The 13,220-nt window shown below is 51.7% G+C and carries 10 protein-coding genes; 9 read left to right on the forward strand and 1 reads right to left on the reverse strand.

The annotated features are described in order from the left end of the window. Nucleotides 1-27 precede the first annotated feature (27 nt). On the reverse strand, nt 28-1,371 hold the full coding sequence (locus DWY89_RS03725) for an MATE family efflux transporter (RefSeq protein WP_118523701.1): 1,344 nt from the start codon (nt 1,369-1,371) through the stop codon (nt 28-30). A 344-nt stretch (nt 1,372-1,715) separates the two neighbouring features. On the opposite strand from DWY89_RS03725, the gene DWY89_RS03730 reads away from it, so the two are divergent. From DWY89_RS03730 to rfbF, 9 genes are all read left to right on the forward strand, one after another. After that, entirely contained in the window at nt 1,716-2,423 is a 708-nt protein-coding gene (locus DWY89_RS03730; RefSeq protein ID WP_107000699.1) for a nucleotidyltransferase family protein, read from the forward strand. Further along, a complete protein-coding gene (locus tag DWY89_RS03735; protein ID WP_118469188.1) occupies nt 2,417-3,487 on the forward strand; it encodes a GHMP kinase in 1,071 nt (356 codons plus the stop codon). Before DWY89_RS03730 ends, DWY89_RS03735 begins: the two co-directional genes overlap by 7 nt. Further along, nucleotides 3,480-4,097 (forward strand): HAD family hydrolase, encoded by a 618-nt coding sequence (locus DWY89_RS03740; protein ID WP_022360062.1) that lies wholly within the window; start codon nt 3,480-3,482, stop codon nt 4,095-4,097. The genes DWY89_RS03735 and DWY89_RS03740 overlap by 8 nt, the downstream gene beginning before the upstream one ends. 59 nt (nt 4,098-4,156) lie before the next feature. After that, nucleotides 4,157-6,736, forward strand: coding sequence for a potassium transporter KefB (locus tag DWY89_RS03745; protein WP_118524388.1), 2,580 nt, complete (start codon nt 4,157-4,159; stop codon nt 6,734-6,736). 34 nt (nt 6,737-6,770) lie between these two features. Further along, nucleotides 6,771-7,406, forward strand: coding sequence for an SIS domain-containing protein (locus tag DWY89_RS03750; RefSeq protein WP_118524389.1), 636 nt, complete (start codon nt 6,771-6,773; stop codon nt 7,404-7,406). A gap of 78 nt (nt 7,407-7,484) precedes the next feature. Next, on the forward strand, nt 7,485-9,674 hold the full coding sequence (locus tag DWY89_RS03755; RefSeq protein WP_118523698.1) for a hypothetical protein: 2,190 nt from the start codon (nt 7,485-7,487) through the stop codon (nt 9,672-9,674). A gap of 16 nt (nt 9,675-9,690) precedes the next feature. After that, on the forward strand, nt 9,691-10,626 hold the full coding sequence (locus DWY89_RS03760) for a glycosyltransferase family 2 protein (protein ID WP_117796293.1): 936 nt from the start codon (nt 9,691-9,693) through the stop codon (nt 10,624-10,626). Further along, nucleotides 10,623-12,086: a hypothetical protein gene (locus DWY89_RS03765; RefSeq protein ID WP_118471416.1), complete on the forward strand. Its 1,464-nt coding sequence runs from the start codon at nt 10,623-10,625 to the stop codon at nt 12,084-12,086. Before DWY89_RS03760 ends, DWY89_RS03765 begins: the two co-directional genes overlap by 4 nt. A gap of 26 nt (nt 12,087-12,112) precedes the next feature. Continuing rightward, nucleotides 12,113-12,886: a glucose-1-phosphate cytidylyltransferase gene (rfbF, locus tag DWY89_RS03770; protein ID WP_022360069.1), complete on the forward strand. Its 774-nt coding sequence runs from the start codon at nt 12,113-12,115 to the stop codon at nt 12,884-12,886. Nucleotides 12,887-13,220 lie beyond the last annotated feature (334 nt).

Here is a 13,220-nt window from a genome sequence, read left to right on the forward strand (position 1 = left end):
CTGTACTACCGGGTAGAGCACTCTATATTACCGATCGTTCTTCCGCAGCGCCTCTACCCGTCCATATCTCCGATACATTAAAAGCTCAAATATTACCATACAAGCCCATCCAATCGTCGTACCAATCGCCACAGCCTGAATTCCCAGCCGTCCAAACAGCGCATAACTGATCACAACGCGGATTGGAATCTGCACCAGAGTCGCGAACAGGGTGATCATCAGGTGCCCGATTCCACGGTAATATCCCTGAAAAGTATTGGTGATACCACTGATGAAGTAAAAACCAGCCATCGGCACCAGATAGGACATGCCTTGACGCAGCGCCTCCGTTTCATTCGGCTTCAAGAAAATGCCGAGCAGCGGGTGACGGCAGAACAGCACGACCACCGCTGTCAAAATAATATAAATTTCTGCAATCACCAGCATTTTCCGAAGCCCTTTCGGAATCCGGTCATACTCTTTCGCGCCGAGGTTCTGTGCGGAGAACGTCGTGATAGATGCCGCGAGACTGTCGCCCGGGGCGAGCACGTAGCTGTCGATGATGGAGACGGCATTAAAAGCGGCAACTGCATCGACACCGAGTGCATTGACGCCGGACTGGACGAGCAGGCGGCCGACGTAGAGAATCGTCTGCTGGACGGCGGAAATGGAGCTGAAATCGATCGTTTTTTTGAGCATCGAGGTTTTCAGTTTCAGATCCCGGATGCCGAGGCGTAAGAGGGGCACTTTCGCCCAGATATAGACGAAGAGGGCGAGCGCAGAGACCGCTTGCGAGATGATCGTAGCGATTGCCGCACCGGAAACACCGAGGCGGCAGATGCCAACCAGGAATACATCCAGGAATACATTGACAACGGTCGTCAGGATCAGGACATAGAGCGGCGCTCTGGAATCTCCGATCGCGCGCAGAGCGGCGGAGAAAATATTGTAAAAAAAGGTAAAAATAAGACCCAGCGAGATAATCTGCAAATACAAGGACGCCTGCGCCGATATCTCTTCCGGCGTCTGCGTCAGGCGGATAAACAGGCGGCTTCCTGCCAGTGAGATTCCGGAGAGCACGATGGTCAAAAGCAGTCCGGAGAGTACAGAGGTCGCAAATTCATCTTTCAAATTCTGGTAATCTTTTGCTCCAAAGTAGCTTGCCATCAAAATCGATGCGCCGAGTGACAGTCCCACAATCAGAAAAGTCAGGATATTCATGATCGGACCCGCCGCACCGACTGCCGCCAGCGCCTCTTTTCCGTAAAACTGTCCGACGACTACCGAATCCACCGTGTGGTAGAGCTGCTGGAAGAGGTTGCCGAACACCAGCGGAACCGCGTAGGCAATCAGGTGCCCGGTTATATTCCCTTTTGTCATATCACGAGCCATACGCATTTCCTCCAAATCCCAATTTATAACTAAGATTGTAACACGGAACAGAGTGTCTGCCAAATAAAAAAATCTGTCGAATCATGCAAAAAAATCAACAAATTGTTGCAATTTCCGCAAGGAAGCGCTGCAAATCCGATGGGAAAGTGGTAACAGCATAAAACCGCCCTATCTAGTGGAAATCACTAGGGAAATGTGGTAAGATATATAAGTTAAACTGGACTTAATAGCATTTGACAGATTGACAAGAGTAAAAAATGGATCTTTCGTAACTGTGAAGGAACTGAACAGTTACAAAACAGTAAAAATTGAGTTGGAAACAACAGACAGAAAGGAAGTACAGTATGCAGGCAATCATTCTGGCTGGCGGACTGGGGACGCGGCTTCGCAGTGTGGTAAGCGATCGTCCGAAACCGATGGCGCTGGTTGAAGGTAAGCCGTTTCTGGAGTATGTGCTTCAGGGGCTGAAAAAAAGCGGAATTGATGATATTATTTTTGCCGTCGGTTATAAGGGCGGCATGGTGGAAGAATATTTTGGAGACGGATCGCGGTTTGGCATCCGGGCGCGGTATGCGTATGAGGAAGAGCTGCTCGGCACGGCGGGCGCGATCAAGAATGCCGGGAAATATGTGACGGACGAGCAGTTTTTTGTCCTGAATGGCGATACATTTTATCAGATGGATTTCGGTGATTTGAGCCGGATCCAGCAGGAAAAAAATCTGGAGATGGCGCTGGTTCTGCGCGGTGTGCCGGATATTTCCCGTTATGGGGCGGCGCGCCTGACCGACGGGCTGCTGACCGCTTTTAATGAGAAAAACGGCAATACTGGGGCGGGCACGATCAACGGCGGTGTGTACCTGATGAAGCGGGCGCTGCTGGACGAGATTCCGGAGGGAAAAGTTTCGCTGGAAAATGAGTGCATCCCCAGGTGGATGCAGGAGGGAAGACGTCTCGGCGGCATCGTAAATGACGGCTATTTTATTGATATCGGTGTGCCGGAGGATTATTTCCGGTTTCAGGAGGACGTAAGAAAAGGAGACATTACATGGTAATCAGAGGAAGAGCGCCGCTGCGCGTGAGCTTTGGCGGCGGCGGTACGGATGTAGAACCATTCTGTGTAGAACAGGGCGGTGCCATTATCGGAAGCACCATCAATAAATATGCATATTGTTCGATCATTCCGAGGGATGATGACCAGATCACGGTTCATTCCCTGGATTTTGATATGACAGTCAAGTACAATGCGAAGGAAAATTACGTCTGCGATGGACGGCTGGATCTTGTCACGGCAGCGCTGCGGGCGATGGATATCAAGCAGGGATGCGAGGTTTATTTACAGTGTGATGCTCCGGCTGGTTCGGGACTTGGAACCTCCTCGACCGTCATGGTAAGTCTTCTGACCGCGATGGCGCGCTGGAAAGGAATCACGCTGGATAATTATGCGATGGCGGATCTGGCTTACGGCGTGGAGCGGATCGATCTGGGGATTTCCGGCGGTTATCAGGATCAGTATGCGGCGACCTTCGGCGGCTTTAACTTTATCGAATTTCACGGACGCAACAACGTCGTGGTAAACCCGCTCCGCATCCGCCGCGATATTATCAATGAGCTGCAGTATAACCTGTTGTTATGCTACACGGGCAATATCCATGTATCCGCGAATATTATCAAGGATCAGGTAAGCAACTATAAGAAACCGGATGCATTTCAGGCGATGTGCGAGGTAAAGGCACTTTCCTATGCGATGAAGGATGAGCTTTTAAAGGGAAATCTCCACAATTTCGGCCGCCTCCTGGATTATGGCTGGGAGAGCAAGAAGCGGATGAGCAGTAAGATCACAAATCCGCAGATTGATATGCTCTATGACGAGGCGAAAAAAGCGGGTGCTCTCGGCGGAAAGCTTTTAGGTGCTGGCGGCGGCGGCTTCCTTCTTGTGTACTGCCCATACAACGTCAAACATCAGGTGGCGCGCCGCCTGGAAGCGGCAGGCGGACAGCTGATGGATTGGAATTTCGAACTGCGCGGCGCTCAGAGCTGGATCTGCGATGAGGACCGCTGGGACTACCGCGATATTCAGGTGCAGATGCCGGATAAGGAGTATACATTCCATGTGTAAAAATAGCTGTAAAGTAGTATTCCTCGACCGTGATGGCACGATGAACGTGGAGGTCAATTATCTTCACCGAAAAGAAGATTTGAAGCTGATTGACGGTACCGCAGAGGCGGTCCGTCTCCTGAACGAGGCCGGATATAAGGTGATCGTCATTACCAACCAGGCGGGCGTGGCGAGAGGTTACTATACCGAGGCGGATGTAAAAATCCTTCATGATTATATGAATGAGGTGCTGGAGCGTGACGGAGCACACGTAGATGCGTTCTACTATTGCCCGCACCACCCGGAGCATGGGATTGGACTTTATAAGAAAAAATGCCATTGCCGCAAGCCGGAGACGGGAATGTTTGAGATGGCAGAGCGCGATCTGCCGGAGGGCATTGATAAGGTGCATTCCTATATGATCGGGGACAAGCGCATCGACGCGCAGGCAGGAAAAAACTTTGGCGTGACCGGAGTCCTTGTCGGAACTGGCTATGGGGCAAAAGAACACGCGGAAGATAGGGCGGCTGGACTTATAAAAGAGGACGGAAGCTGTCCGGCGGGCGGTTATGATGCGTATGCGGAGACGCTGCTGGATGCGGTGCGAGGGATTTTAGGCGGGCGTATATAGAATGCGGCTCACAAAAAGATTCCGGGAGTACATAAACTAGAAAGAGAGGAACCATCGACATGCAGAATCAGAGACAAAACGGACGACCAGACGCAGCCGTGCGCATGGCTGGTCTTTTTCTGGCGCTGTTCTGTGTGGCGGCGGTTCTGATTCCGGCGAAAACGCTGTTTACGGGAAATGGTTTTTTTGCAGATTACATTCATTTTACGGAATCGAAACGGATGTATGTGGAGATTGCGATTCTGGCAGTCTTGATCTTTGGGGGGCTGGCGCTTTTGAAGCGCGGACGCAGCCGGATGTACTGGCTGACGGCGGTTGTGCTGGTGTTTTCCTGGATTCATGTGGTATTTCTGCCGATGGTGGTGTCGGCGGTGTATCTGATTAGCCTGTTGGCGATCGGGCGGTTTTTGAGAAAACGGGTGTTTTTCAGGGGAACGGTCTGGGAGCGGCCTTATTTTTCTTTTTATATGGACTTCCTTTTTGGCGCCTCCTTTGCAATCGTTGTGTATTGCCTACTTTCTGCCCTTGGCCTTGGAAAAATCGCCTGGATGCGTCTGAGCGTCTATGCTCTGGGTGTGGCGGCGCTGGGCTTTGATTTTTCCTCGATTTCCTGCCAGTGCATCATGGGATGGCAGACGCTTTCCTGGATGCTGGATGGCAGGGACAAGGTGTCGGTTCAGGTGATTGAGACAGGGAAACAGGCGTTACTGTTCACAGGTAGGCACTTTTGGAACCGAAAGTGCCGTAAGAAAACGTGGTGGCAGCAGGAATTTGCCGTATTTAAATGCGAAGCCACGGCAAATTCCGTTACTGGGCACGTATGCGTGAACAGTAACAAACCGGCTGACAGCGGGGGATCGAGGGAAATACCGCGCCGGGTGCGCCGGGCATGGACGCTGGCGGCTGGCTGGTGTGCCCTGATGTTCCTGATTCAGGTGGGACGCCTGAATATCGCACTCGATTTTGATACACTTTGGTATGGCGTTCGCTCCCAGTACATTGTGGCAGGCGGAACCGGGCTGTATGAGAATCCGGGGCTGGTCGGCATGGTCTATGTGTATTCGAAGGGCTTTGAGGTGCTGACTCTGCCGCTCTGCGATCTGGCGAGTCACAGCTACCTGACGTTCTTTAACCTCTGGCTGGCAGTTCTGGGAATCGGGGCGATGGTCTGGAATGCGGTGCTGCTGACGGGCAATCGAAAGCAGGAGACAGAAAAGAAACTAACGTATCACAGCGTCTTGCCGGGAATTATGGCAGCTGTTTTGACGGTTTCGGTGCCGGGCATCATGAATATGGCGCTCACAGCCAAGGCGGATTTGATTACGTGGCTGCTGCAGCTTATTATGCTGGGATGTTTCTTTCAGTATATTCATGTGTATGAAAATCATTGGATATTCCTCTCCGGGGCAGCCGGTTCCTATTTCCTGTCCCTCACGATGAAGCCGACCTCCCTGGTCTTTTCCACTGCCGTATTTGGCATGATGGGGCTGTACCTTCTATGGTTCTGGTTTCATGAGCGCGGGGCGGCGGCTGACCTGTTTCACCATATGGTCCGCCTGATTGTCTCATTATGTCTGCCGTTTGGGGCATTGGCCGGTATCTGGGCGCGGACGATGAAGATCACGGGAATGCCGGTCACTTCGGTGTTTACTTCGATTTTTGCATTGTTTGGTTTTAAAATGAAATACCCATTTGCTACCTCGGAGCTGCCGCAGAATTATCAGGAGGAATCAACGCTTCATGTGCTGGCGCGGCGCATCTGGCAGATTCTGATGCAGCCGCAGGGTGAAGATATGGGGCATGTAATTCTGGCGTGGGGAACCTCGCTGATGGCGGTGCTGATTGTGATGCTGGTGCTTTATGGGATTTTCTCCAAAAAGGGAGATGAGCAGTCCCATATCTGGAACGCGGCATTGGTGATTTTCTTCCCATTTGTGATCGTCAGCCTGATCAGCCTGTCGATGCTTTACCAGATCGACGGAAATTATTTCATGCTTCTGTATTCTATGCTGATTCTGGGGGCATGCCGGGCGATGGTGTATTTTAAGAAAATCGGCTTTTATCCGCTCGCGTCGAAGTGCCTGACGCCGTTGCTGGTATTAAATCTGATTGTCACGGCGATCAGCAGCTGGGCGTGGACGGCTGGATTTTCGGAGATTCATCTTCTGAATAAAGGGCGTGTCAATCACCGGGCGCAGGAACAGGCGCGGATGGAGGAAAAGGGAAACACGCTGATCTGGCAGGAAGTATCGCAGGATCCGGAAAACCGGGTGATCGCATTTGGAACGCATCCGTACTGTTTGCAGTTTCCGTGCAATGTGGAGTCGTATAAGGATATTACATCGCCGTGGGGCAACGTCGAACTCGTCAACTCGCCGGAGGCGTTTGAAACCTATATGGCGTATGCGAAGACAGATTATGTCTACGCGGAAGCAGGCTATCTGGGACCGGGAAGCTGGGAGTGGAGTCTGGATCTTCTGCGGGAGCTGATCCGCAGAGGCAGCCTGACCGATCTGTTTTTTGAAAATGGAAATATGCTTGCGCGGGTATCCGACACAGCGGTGCCGGAGGAAGAAGCGCAGAACAATCTGGAAATGTTTGAGCAGGAGTATTTATTTTATGATGCAGAAGCTCAATAGACATCGAAAAAACTGACAGGAGGAAATAGAAATCATGAAGGAATACGAGTACCTAGACGAGCTGATCAGCCGCTATCCGGTTCTTGCACCGGTGAAAGCGGATATTCGCACTGCGTATGAGACGATGAAAGAGTGCTATGAGCGCGGCGGAAAACTTCTGATTGCCGGAAATGGCGGAAGCTGTGCGGATTCGGAGCACATCGTGGGCGAGCTGATGAAGGGGTTTGTGAAGAAACGCCTGGTTTCGGCGGAGATAGAGGCGGCGCTTAAAACGGTAGACCCGCAGATGGGAGCGGAACTTTCTGAAAAGCTGCAGCAGGGACTTCCGGCGATCGCGCTGACTGGTCATGCAGGACTGACCACCGCATTTATGAATGATGTGGACGGCAGCATGACTTATGCGGAACAGGTGCTTGGATATGGAAAAGATGGGGATGTGTTCCTCGGAATCTCAACCTCGGGCAATTCAAAAAATGTCCTGTATGCAGCCGTGACGGCAAAGGCAAAGGGGCTTAAGGTTATCGGGCTTCTGGGACGCGACGGCGGGCGGATCCGTGGGTACAGCGACACTGCGATTGTCGTGCCGGAGCAGGAGACATTTAAGATTCAGGAGCTGCATCTTCCGGTGTACCATGCACTGTGCCTGATGCTGGAAGAATATTTCTTTTAAGATATATTTTGTTTCATGGAAAGGAAGTAATGATTCAGCAGGTTCATGAAGAAAACTGGATGATTACAAGGGAAAAGTATGTTATTTGGAAACAGGCCGGCGGACAAAACGGCAAAATGGAGAGTCAGTACCCGCAGTTTTGCAGTGCTGCTTGCCTATACGCTTTTTATCTGGTGGCTGGAAGTGCTGGATCTTCTGGCATGGCTTTTACATGTACCACAGGGAACGATTTTGTCGCGGGCGGCAGCGCTCGTTTTATGCGGTGCAGTCATGGCGGCAATCGGAAGATTTGAACGGGACCATGCGGGAGTGAGTCCGTTTTTTATAGCGGGAAGTTTGTTCATCCTGGCATTTTTTTCGGTCAAGGGATTTGCCCCGGATCAGAGCTATGATACGCAGAACTATCACCTGCTGTCGCAGATTCCCGGATTTGTGGACAACCTTCATTATCATGTGATACCGGGACGGTTCCAGATGTTCGGTTTCCGGCTGGGCGACCGGATGTTTTATCCATTCAGGGCGCTTTTTGGGCTTCGGATGGGGACAATGTTAAACGCACTGGCGATGCTTGTGATTTATCGTCAGGTAACGGTGTTCCTGAGCATGGAGGCAGACCGGCTGGAAAGAACATGCAGCTGGTTGAAGCATCTTGCGCCGGTACTTGCATTTCTGATTGTCAGCCGTCTGGAGCTGATTCAGGAGAGCGGCAGCTACATGGTCGAGCTTCTGGCACTGCCGTTTCTGCTGGAAATGGTATTTCTGCTTCTGCGCGGTCTGGATGAGGCGAAGTGGGAGCGCGAGGCGGTTTTATTCTGCCTGTTTGGCGGAATCCTGTTCTGCCTCAAGATGACGAATATCGTGTATCTGGTACCGCTGGTGCTTCTGTATCTGTGGAAAATCCGGAAGTATCTGACGCCGAAGCTGTTTCTGGGATGCCTGGTGACGGGGATGATTCCCGTCAGTGTGTACCTGATTTACAATGGGATAGCGATGAAAAATCCGGTTTATCCTTATTACAACAGCCTGTTTCATTCGCCATATTTTGGGGAAATGGACTTTAAGGATCCGAGATGGGGACCCAGCAACATAAAAGAGTTCCTTTTGTGGGCATATTCGATGATCCGGCATCCAGATTACCGCCTGAGTGAGCTCCCGGCGAAATACAACCTGGATCTGGCGCTGATGTATCTGGGAGCGGCGGGAGCCGGGCTCTGCTGGATTTGGAAGCGGGTCAGCAGCAGGACGGGAACCCTATTTCTGCTGTATGCCGCATCCTTTATTCTCTGGGCGGCAACGACGGGACACAGCCGCTATTTTATGGGCGGAATCTTATTTGCCGGAATGCTTTGCGGGTGCCTGGTGCTGCAGGGAATGGCTTCCATTTCTCCCAGGCTGACAGGCGGCGTTGTATTTGCGATTATGTTTATAGTTGTTTACGCCGGGCGCGCTTACGATGCTTATACCTGTGTCTGGAACGGCGGGGAATGGGCGATGCGGGCGGTGAGCCGTGAGAGTATCCGCAGCAACCTGCCTTACGTATTTCACGATCATCAGCTGTTTACACCGGAAGAACGTTCCAAGATTGACCGCATTTTCCTGACCTGGTCGGATGTGGGAAGTTATGCGCGGCTTGCGGGCGAAGATGTGCCGGTCTGGAACCGGTATTCGATCGTCAATGAGCTTTCGGAGCAGAAAGACGCCTATATCGATGAAATCGAGGCGGCGATGGAGGCAGGCGAGGGCGTCTATGACATGATCCCGCAGGGACTTGAGACGTTGGAAAGCTATCTGGAATGGATGAATGAGGCGGGATGGTACGTGCATGATATGGAGTATCAGGAAACAATCCTGCAGGGCAGCCAGTCCTTTACGCTGGCAGGGCTTGAGATGGCGCATGGACGCGAAAACTGCTGGTACCGCACACAGGAGATTTTCATGGATGCACAGGAATCGGAAAAAGAAGTACCAGAATGGCGCTGGGAGAATACCAGCGGGGACGATCATCCGACTATTCGGGCGGTTCTGTGTGATCCGGACTACTGGGTGCTGAAGCAGCCATTTGAAGTGGAAATCATCGCCTCGGATGGGACAAACAGCCGGACGGCTGCTGTGATCCAGGCGGGACAGAAGGAATATGAACCGATGGAAGTACAGCTTGATCTGACAGGGCTTCAGAGAGAGATAAAATTGGAATTGGTAAGTACAGCTGAGACAAAACGGGCTGTTGTGATCAATCCGGAATGGTCCGCCGGAACGGTGGAAGAGTGAAAACGGGAGGAGAAAAATGGACAAGATAGCGGTATTAATTCCGTGTTATAATGAAGGCCAGACGATTGCCAAGGTGGTCAAGGACTACCGCGAGGCATTGCCGGAGGCAACGATCTATGTATATGACAATAATTCATCGGATCACACGGATGAGATTGCCAGGGAGGCAGGCGCGGTTGTGCGCTATGAATACCAGCAGGGCAAGGGAAATGTCATCCGCAGCATGTTCCGCGACATTGACGCGGAGTGCTATGTCATGACGGACGGCGATGACACCTACCCGGCGGAGGACGCGAGAAAGCTGGCAGACCAGATTTTACAGGGAAAAGCGGATATGGTCATCGGCGACCGCCTTTCTTCGACGTATTTTACCGAAAATAAGCGTCCGTTCCACAATACGGGAAATCGTCTGGTGCGTGGGCTTATCAACCTGATTTTCAAGAGCAATATCAAGGATATCATGACAGGCGCGCGCGCATTTAACTATGAATTTGTCAAGAGCTTCCCGATTCTTTCAACCGGATTTGAGATTGAGACGGAGATGAGCATTCATGCGCTGGACAAGAACTTTAAGCTGGTGGAGATCCCGGTTGGATACCGTGACCGCCCGGAGGGAAGTGTGTCAAAGTTAAATACGTTTTCGGATGGATTTAAGGTGCTCCGCACGATCGCGAGACTCTTCCGGGATTACAAGCCATTTGCGTTCTTTGGATGGCTGGGACTCATTTGTTTTGCGATTGCAACGGCATTTTTCGCGCCGGTGCTCAGCGGCTATCTGGCAACCGGCATGGTGCCGAAGTTCCCGACCCTGATCGCGTGTTCCGGGCTTTATGTGATTTCGTTCCTGCTGTGGATCAGCGGTGTGATTCTGGAGGTTATCACGAAGAAACACCGTCAGTTATTTGAACTTTACTTGAACCAGCTGAGCATTTTAAAGAGGAGAGACGGATGAAACGCCGTGTGTTTTTAGGGCTTCCGGTTATTTTGGGGATTTTATTTTATATCTGGTATATATTTCATGCCTCAGACAATGTGGCGTATTCGGATTATATCCGGCTGATCAATTCATATCTGCCGGATGTGACAAATCCGGCGAAATTCTTTGTACCGGATATCCTGACGCGCGTTCCGATCACGTATCTGGGGCGCATCATCAATGTGAAACTATTTGGCTATAATGCGTATTTTGACATGATTCTGGGTGTTTTGAGCCTGGGTGCGGGCGCGGCGGTGCTGGCGCTCTACGCAGAGCGGAACCGCTCGGTCGGCTATCTTTCCTTCCTGTTGATTCAGTTTGTATATTTCAGCCTGAATAAATGGGAAATGATGACGAACGGGACCGGCTGGGTCTGCACTCTGTCGATCTCCGGATTTTTATTCCATTTTGCAGTCCTCGACCATGCAGCGGCGACCCGGTGCCGGAATATGTCTGACCGGGTGCTTCTGGCAATTCTGCCGATCCTGCTGGTCGTGCTGGTGGCAGGACCGTACAGCGGCGGCTATGCGGTGATTCTGGTGCTGGCATACGGCGCACTGTGGCTGGCGGATCGGCGCGGGGGTGCTGAAACAAGCAGCCGCTCCTGGAGCCGAAAGTGCCGGAGAACCTGGTGCATCGGGGCATTGACAACGGTTCTTGCGATGGTATTATATCTTTGGAGCAATTCACAGGCAGTTTACGTACACCGTGGAGCAGTGACGGATGTTTCAATCGCTCAGGAATTTGCCGCCCAGCCGCTCTTTTTCCTGCGGTTTCTGCTGAAAGCGGTGGCATCGTCGGTGATCGGCGTGGCGCAGATTCAGGAGCTGGAGGCAGGAAGCCCCTGGTTTGTCCGGCTGCATCTGGTGTATCTGCTGGGGCTGGCAGTGTTTGTTTCGTATCTGCTGGCACTGTATCTGAATGTGCGGTTTCAGCTTTATAAAAAGACTATTTTTCCGCTTCTGCTGGTTCTCAGCGGCGGCTGTAACCATCTGCTGGTGCTGGCGGCGCGGTGGATTTTCCTGAAGGACGAGTACGGGATGTCCTCGCGGTACGAGATACAGTATCAGATGGGAATTGTAGGAATTCTGCTTACGTTTGCACTCGTCTGGAGTATGTGCCGGGAAAAGGCGCAGGAAACAGAGGCAGATAAGGCGAAAACACGCGTGCCGGAGAAACGGGCAGCCCGCACACTTTTAAAGGTCTGTATGCTGGCATTTACCGTGCTGACGGTCTTTGGAAATGCATGGACAACCCGGGCAGAAATCCGGACAGCGCCGTACCGGAAAGCATATTTACAGGTATCAAGGGAGCTGGGACGGAATTACCGGACGGCGAGCGATGAGGATCTGGAAACCTACCTGCATAACGACCCGGATGCAGTGCGGGATGCGATGAGAATTTTGGAAGAAAACCATTTGAACATATTTCGATAAAAACGATGGACGGAAGGAGAAGTGCAATGAAAGTTGTAATATTAGCGGGTGGATTCGGCACACGAATCAGCGAGGAAAGCCATTTAAAACCAAAGCCAATGATCGAGATCGGAGAACAGCCGATTCTCTGGCATATCATGAAGCACTATTCCCAGTATGGGTTCAATGATTTTGTGATCTGCCTGGGCTACAAACAGTATGTAGTAAAAGAGTATTTTGCCGATTATTTCCTGCATACGTCGGATGTGACCTTCGATCTGGCGAAAAACGAGATGCAGGTGCATAACAATTATTCCGAGCCGTGGCGCGTGACGCTGGTCGATACCGGACTGCACACGATGACGGGCGGTCGTATCAAACGTATCCGCGATTACATTGGGGATGAGACGTTCATGCTGACCTACGGCGACGGCGTTTCCAACGTGGATCTGGACGCGCTGGTGGCATTCCACAAGCAGCACGGCAAGATCGCGACCCTGACCGGCGTCAACATCGGGCAGCGTTTCGGTGTCATGGATGTTGACAGCGACGGACACATCCGCGAGTTCCGTGAGAAGAACGATGATGACGGCAAGATCGTCAACGGCGGCTTCATGGTACTCGAACCGGGCGTCTTTGACTATATCGAGGGCGATGATACCGTCTTTGAGAAAGCGCCGTTGGAGCAGCTTGCCAAGGACGGACAGCTGATGGTATACCGCCACGACGGTTTCTGGAAATGTATGGATACCCAGCGTGACAAGATGCAGCTGGAACAGATGTGGCAGGAAGGCAATGCGCCCTGGAAGCTGTGGAAATAATATACTGTAAGGGAAAATTCAAGGAATATACACAAATCCTGTAAGAAAGTATGATATAATGAGCGCAAGTGAGCCAGAAAGCTGCTTGCAGATTTATGGCGAACGGAGAATGGCGATCACGATAGCTGCGTCAGCAGCGGTAAGCATCGAAGATGCGAATCGTGATATAATGAGCGCAAAAGGAAAGAATGCGGCTGCGAAGCAGACATATTCTTTTCTTGCGCCATTAACGAACGAACAGCCATGCGAAGTAGGGCGGTAGAGCGCGATAGCGCGGGTTCGTGAGTGGACGGGTGAGAAATATAATAAGAGCACTCAGCAAAGATAATGGAGT

It is taken from the genome of Clostridium sp. AF27-5AA (genome assembly GCF_003478415.1).
Lineage (GTDB): Bacteria > Bacillota > Clostridia > Lachnospirales > Lachnospiraceae > Otoolea > Otoolea fessa.

Bases quoted from the DNA above. Each gene is read 5' to 3' on its own strand.
- DWY89_RS03725 (WP_118523701.1), bottom strand. From the start codon at position 1,371: ATGGCTCGTGATATGACAAAAGGGAATATAACCGGGCACCTGATTGCC.
- DWY89_RS03730 (WP_107000699.1), top strand. From the start codon at position 1,716: ATGCAGGCAATCATTCTGGCTGGCGGACTGGGGACGCGGCTTCGCAGT.
- DWY89_RS03735 (WP_118469188.1), top strand. From the start codon at position 2,417: ATGGTAATCAGAGGAAGAGCGCCGCTGCGCGTGAGCTTTGGCGGCGGC.
- DWY89_RS03740 (WP_022360062.1), top strand. From the start codon at position 3,480: ATGTGTAAAAATAGCTGTAAAGTAGTATTCCTCGACCGTGATGGCACG.
- DWY89_RS03745 (WP_118524388.1), top strand. From the start codon at position 4,157: ATGCAGAATCAGAGACAAAACGGACGACCAGACGCAGCCGTGCGCATG.
- DWY89_RS03750 (WP_118524389.1), top strand. From the start codon at position 6,771: ATGAAGGAATACGAGTACCTAGACGAGCTGATCAGCCGCTATCCGGTT.
- DWY89_RS03755 (WP_118523698.1), top strand. From the start codon at position 7,485: ATGTTATTTGGAAACAGGCCGGCGGACAAAACGGCAAAATGGAGAGTC.
- DWY89_RS03760 (WP_117796293.1), top strand. From the start codon at position 9,691: ATGGACAAGATAGCGGTATTAATTCCGTGTTATAATGAAGGCCAGACG.
- DWY89_RS03765 (WP_118471416.1), top strand. From the start codon at position 10,623: ATGAAACGCCGTGTGTTTTTAGGGCTTCCGGTTATTTTGGGGATTTTA.
- rfbF (WP_022360069.1), top strand. From the start codon at position 12,113: ATGAAAGTTGTAATATTAGCGGGTGGATTCGGCACACGAATCAGCGAG.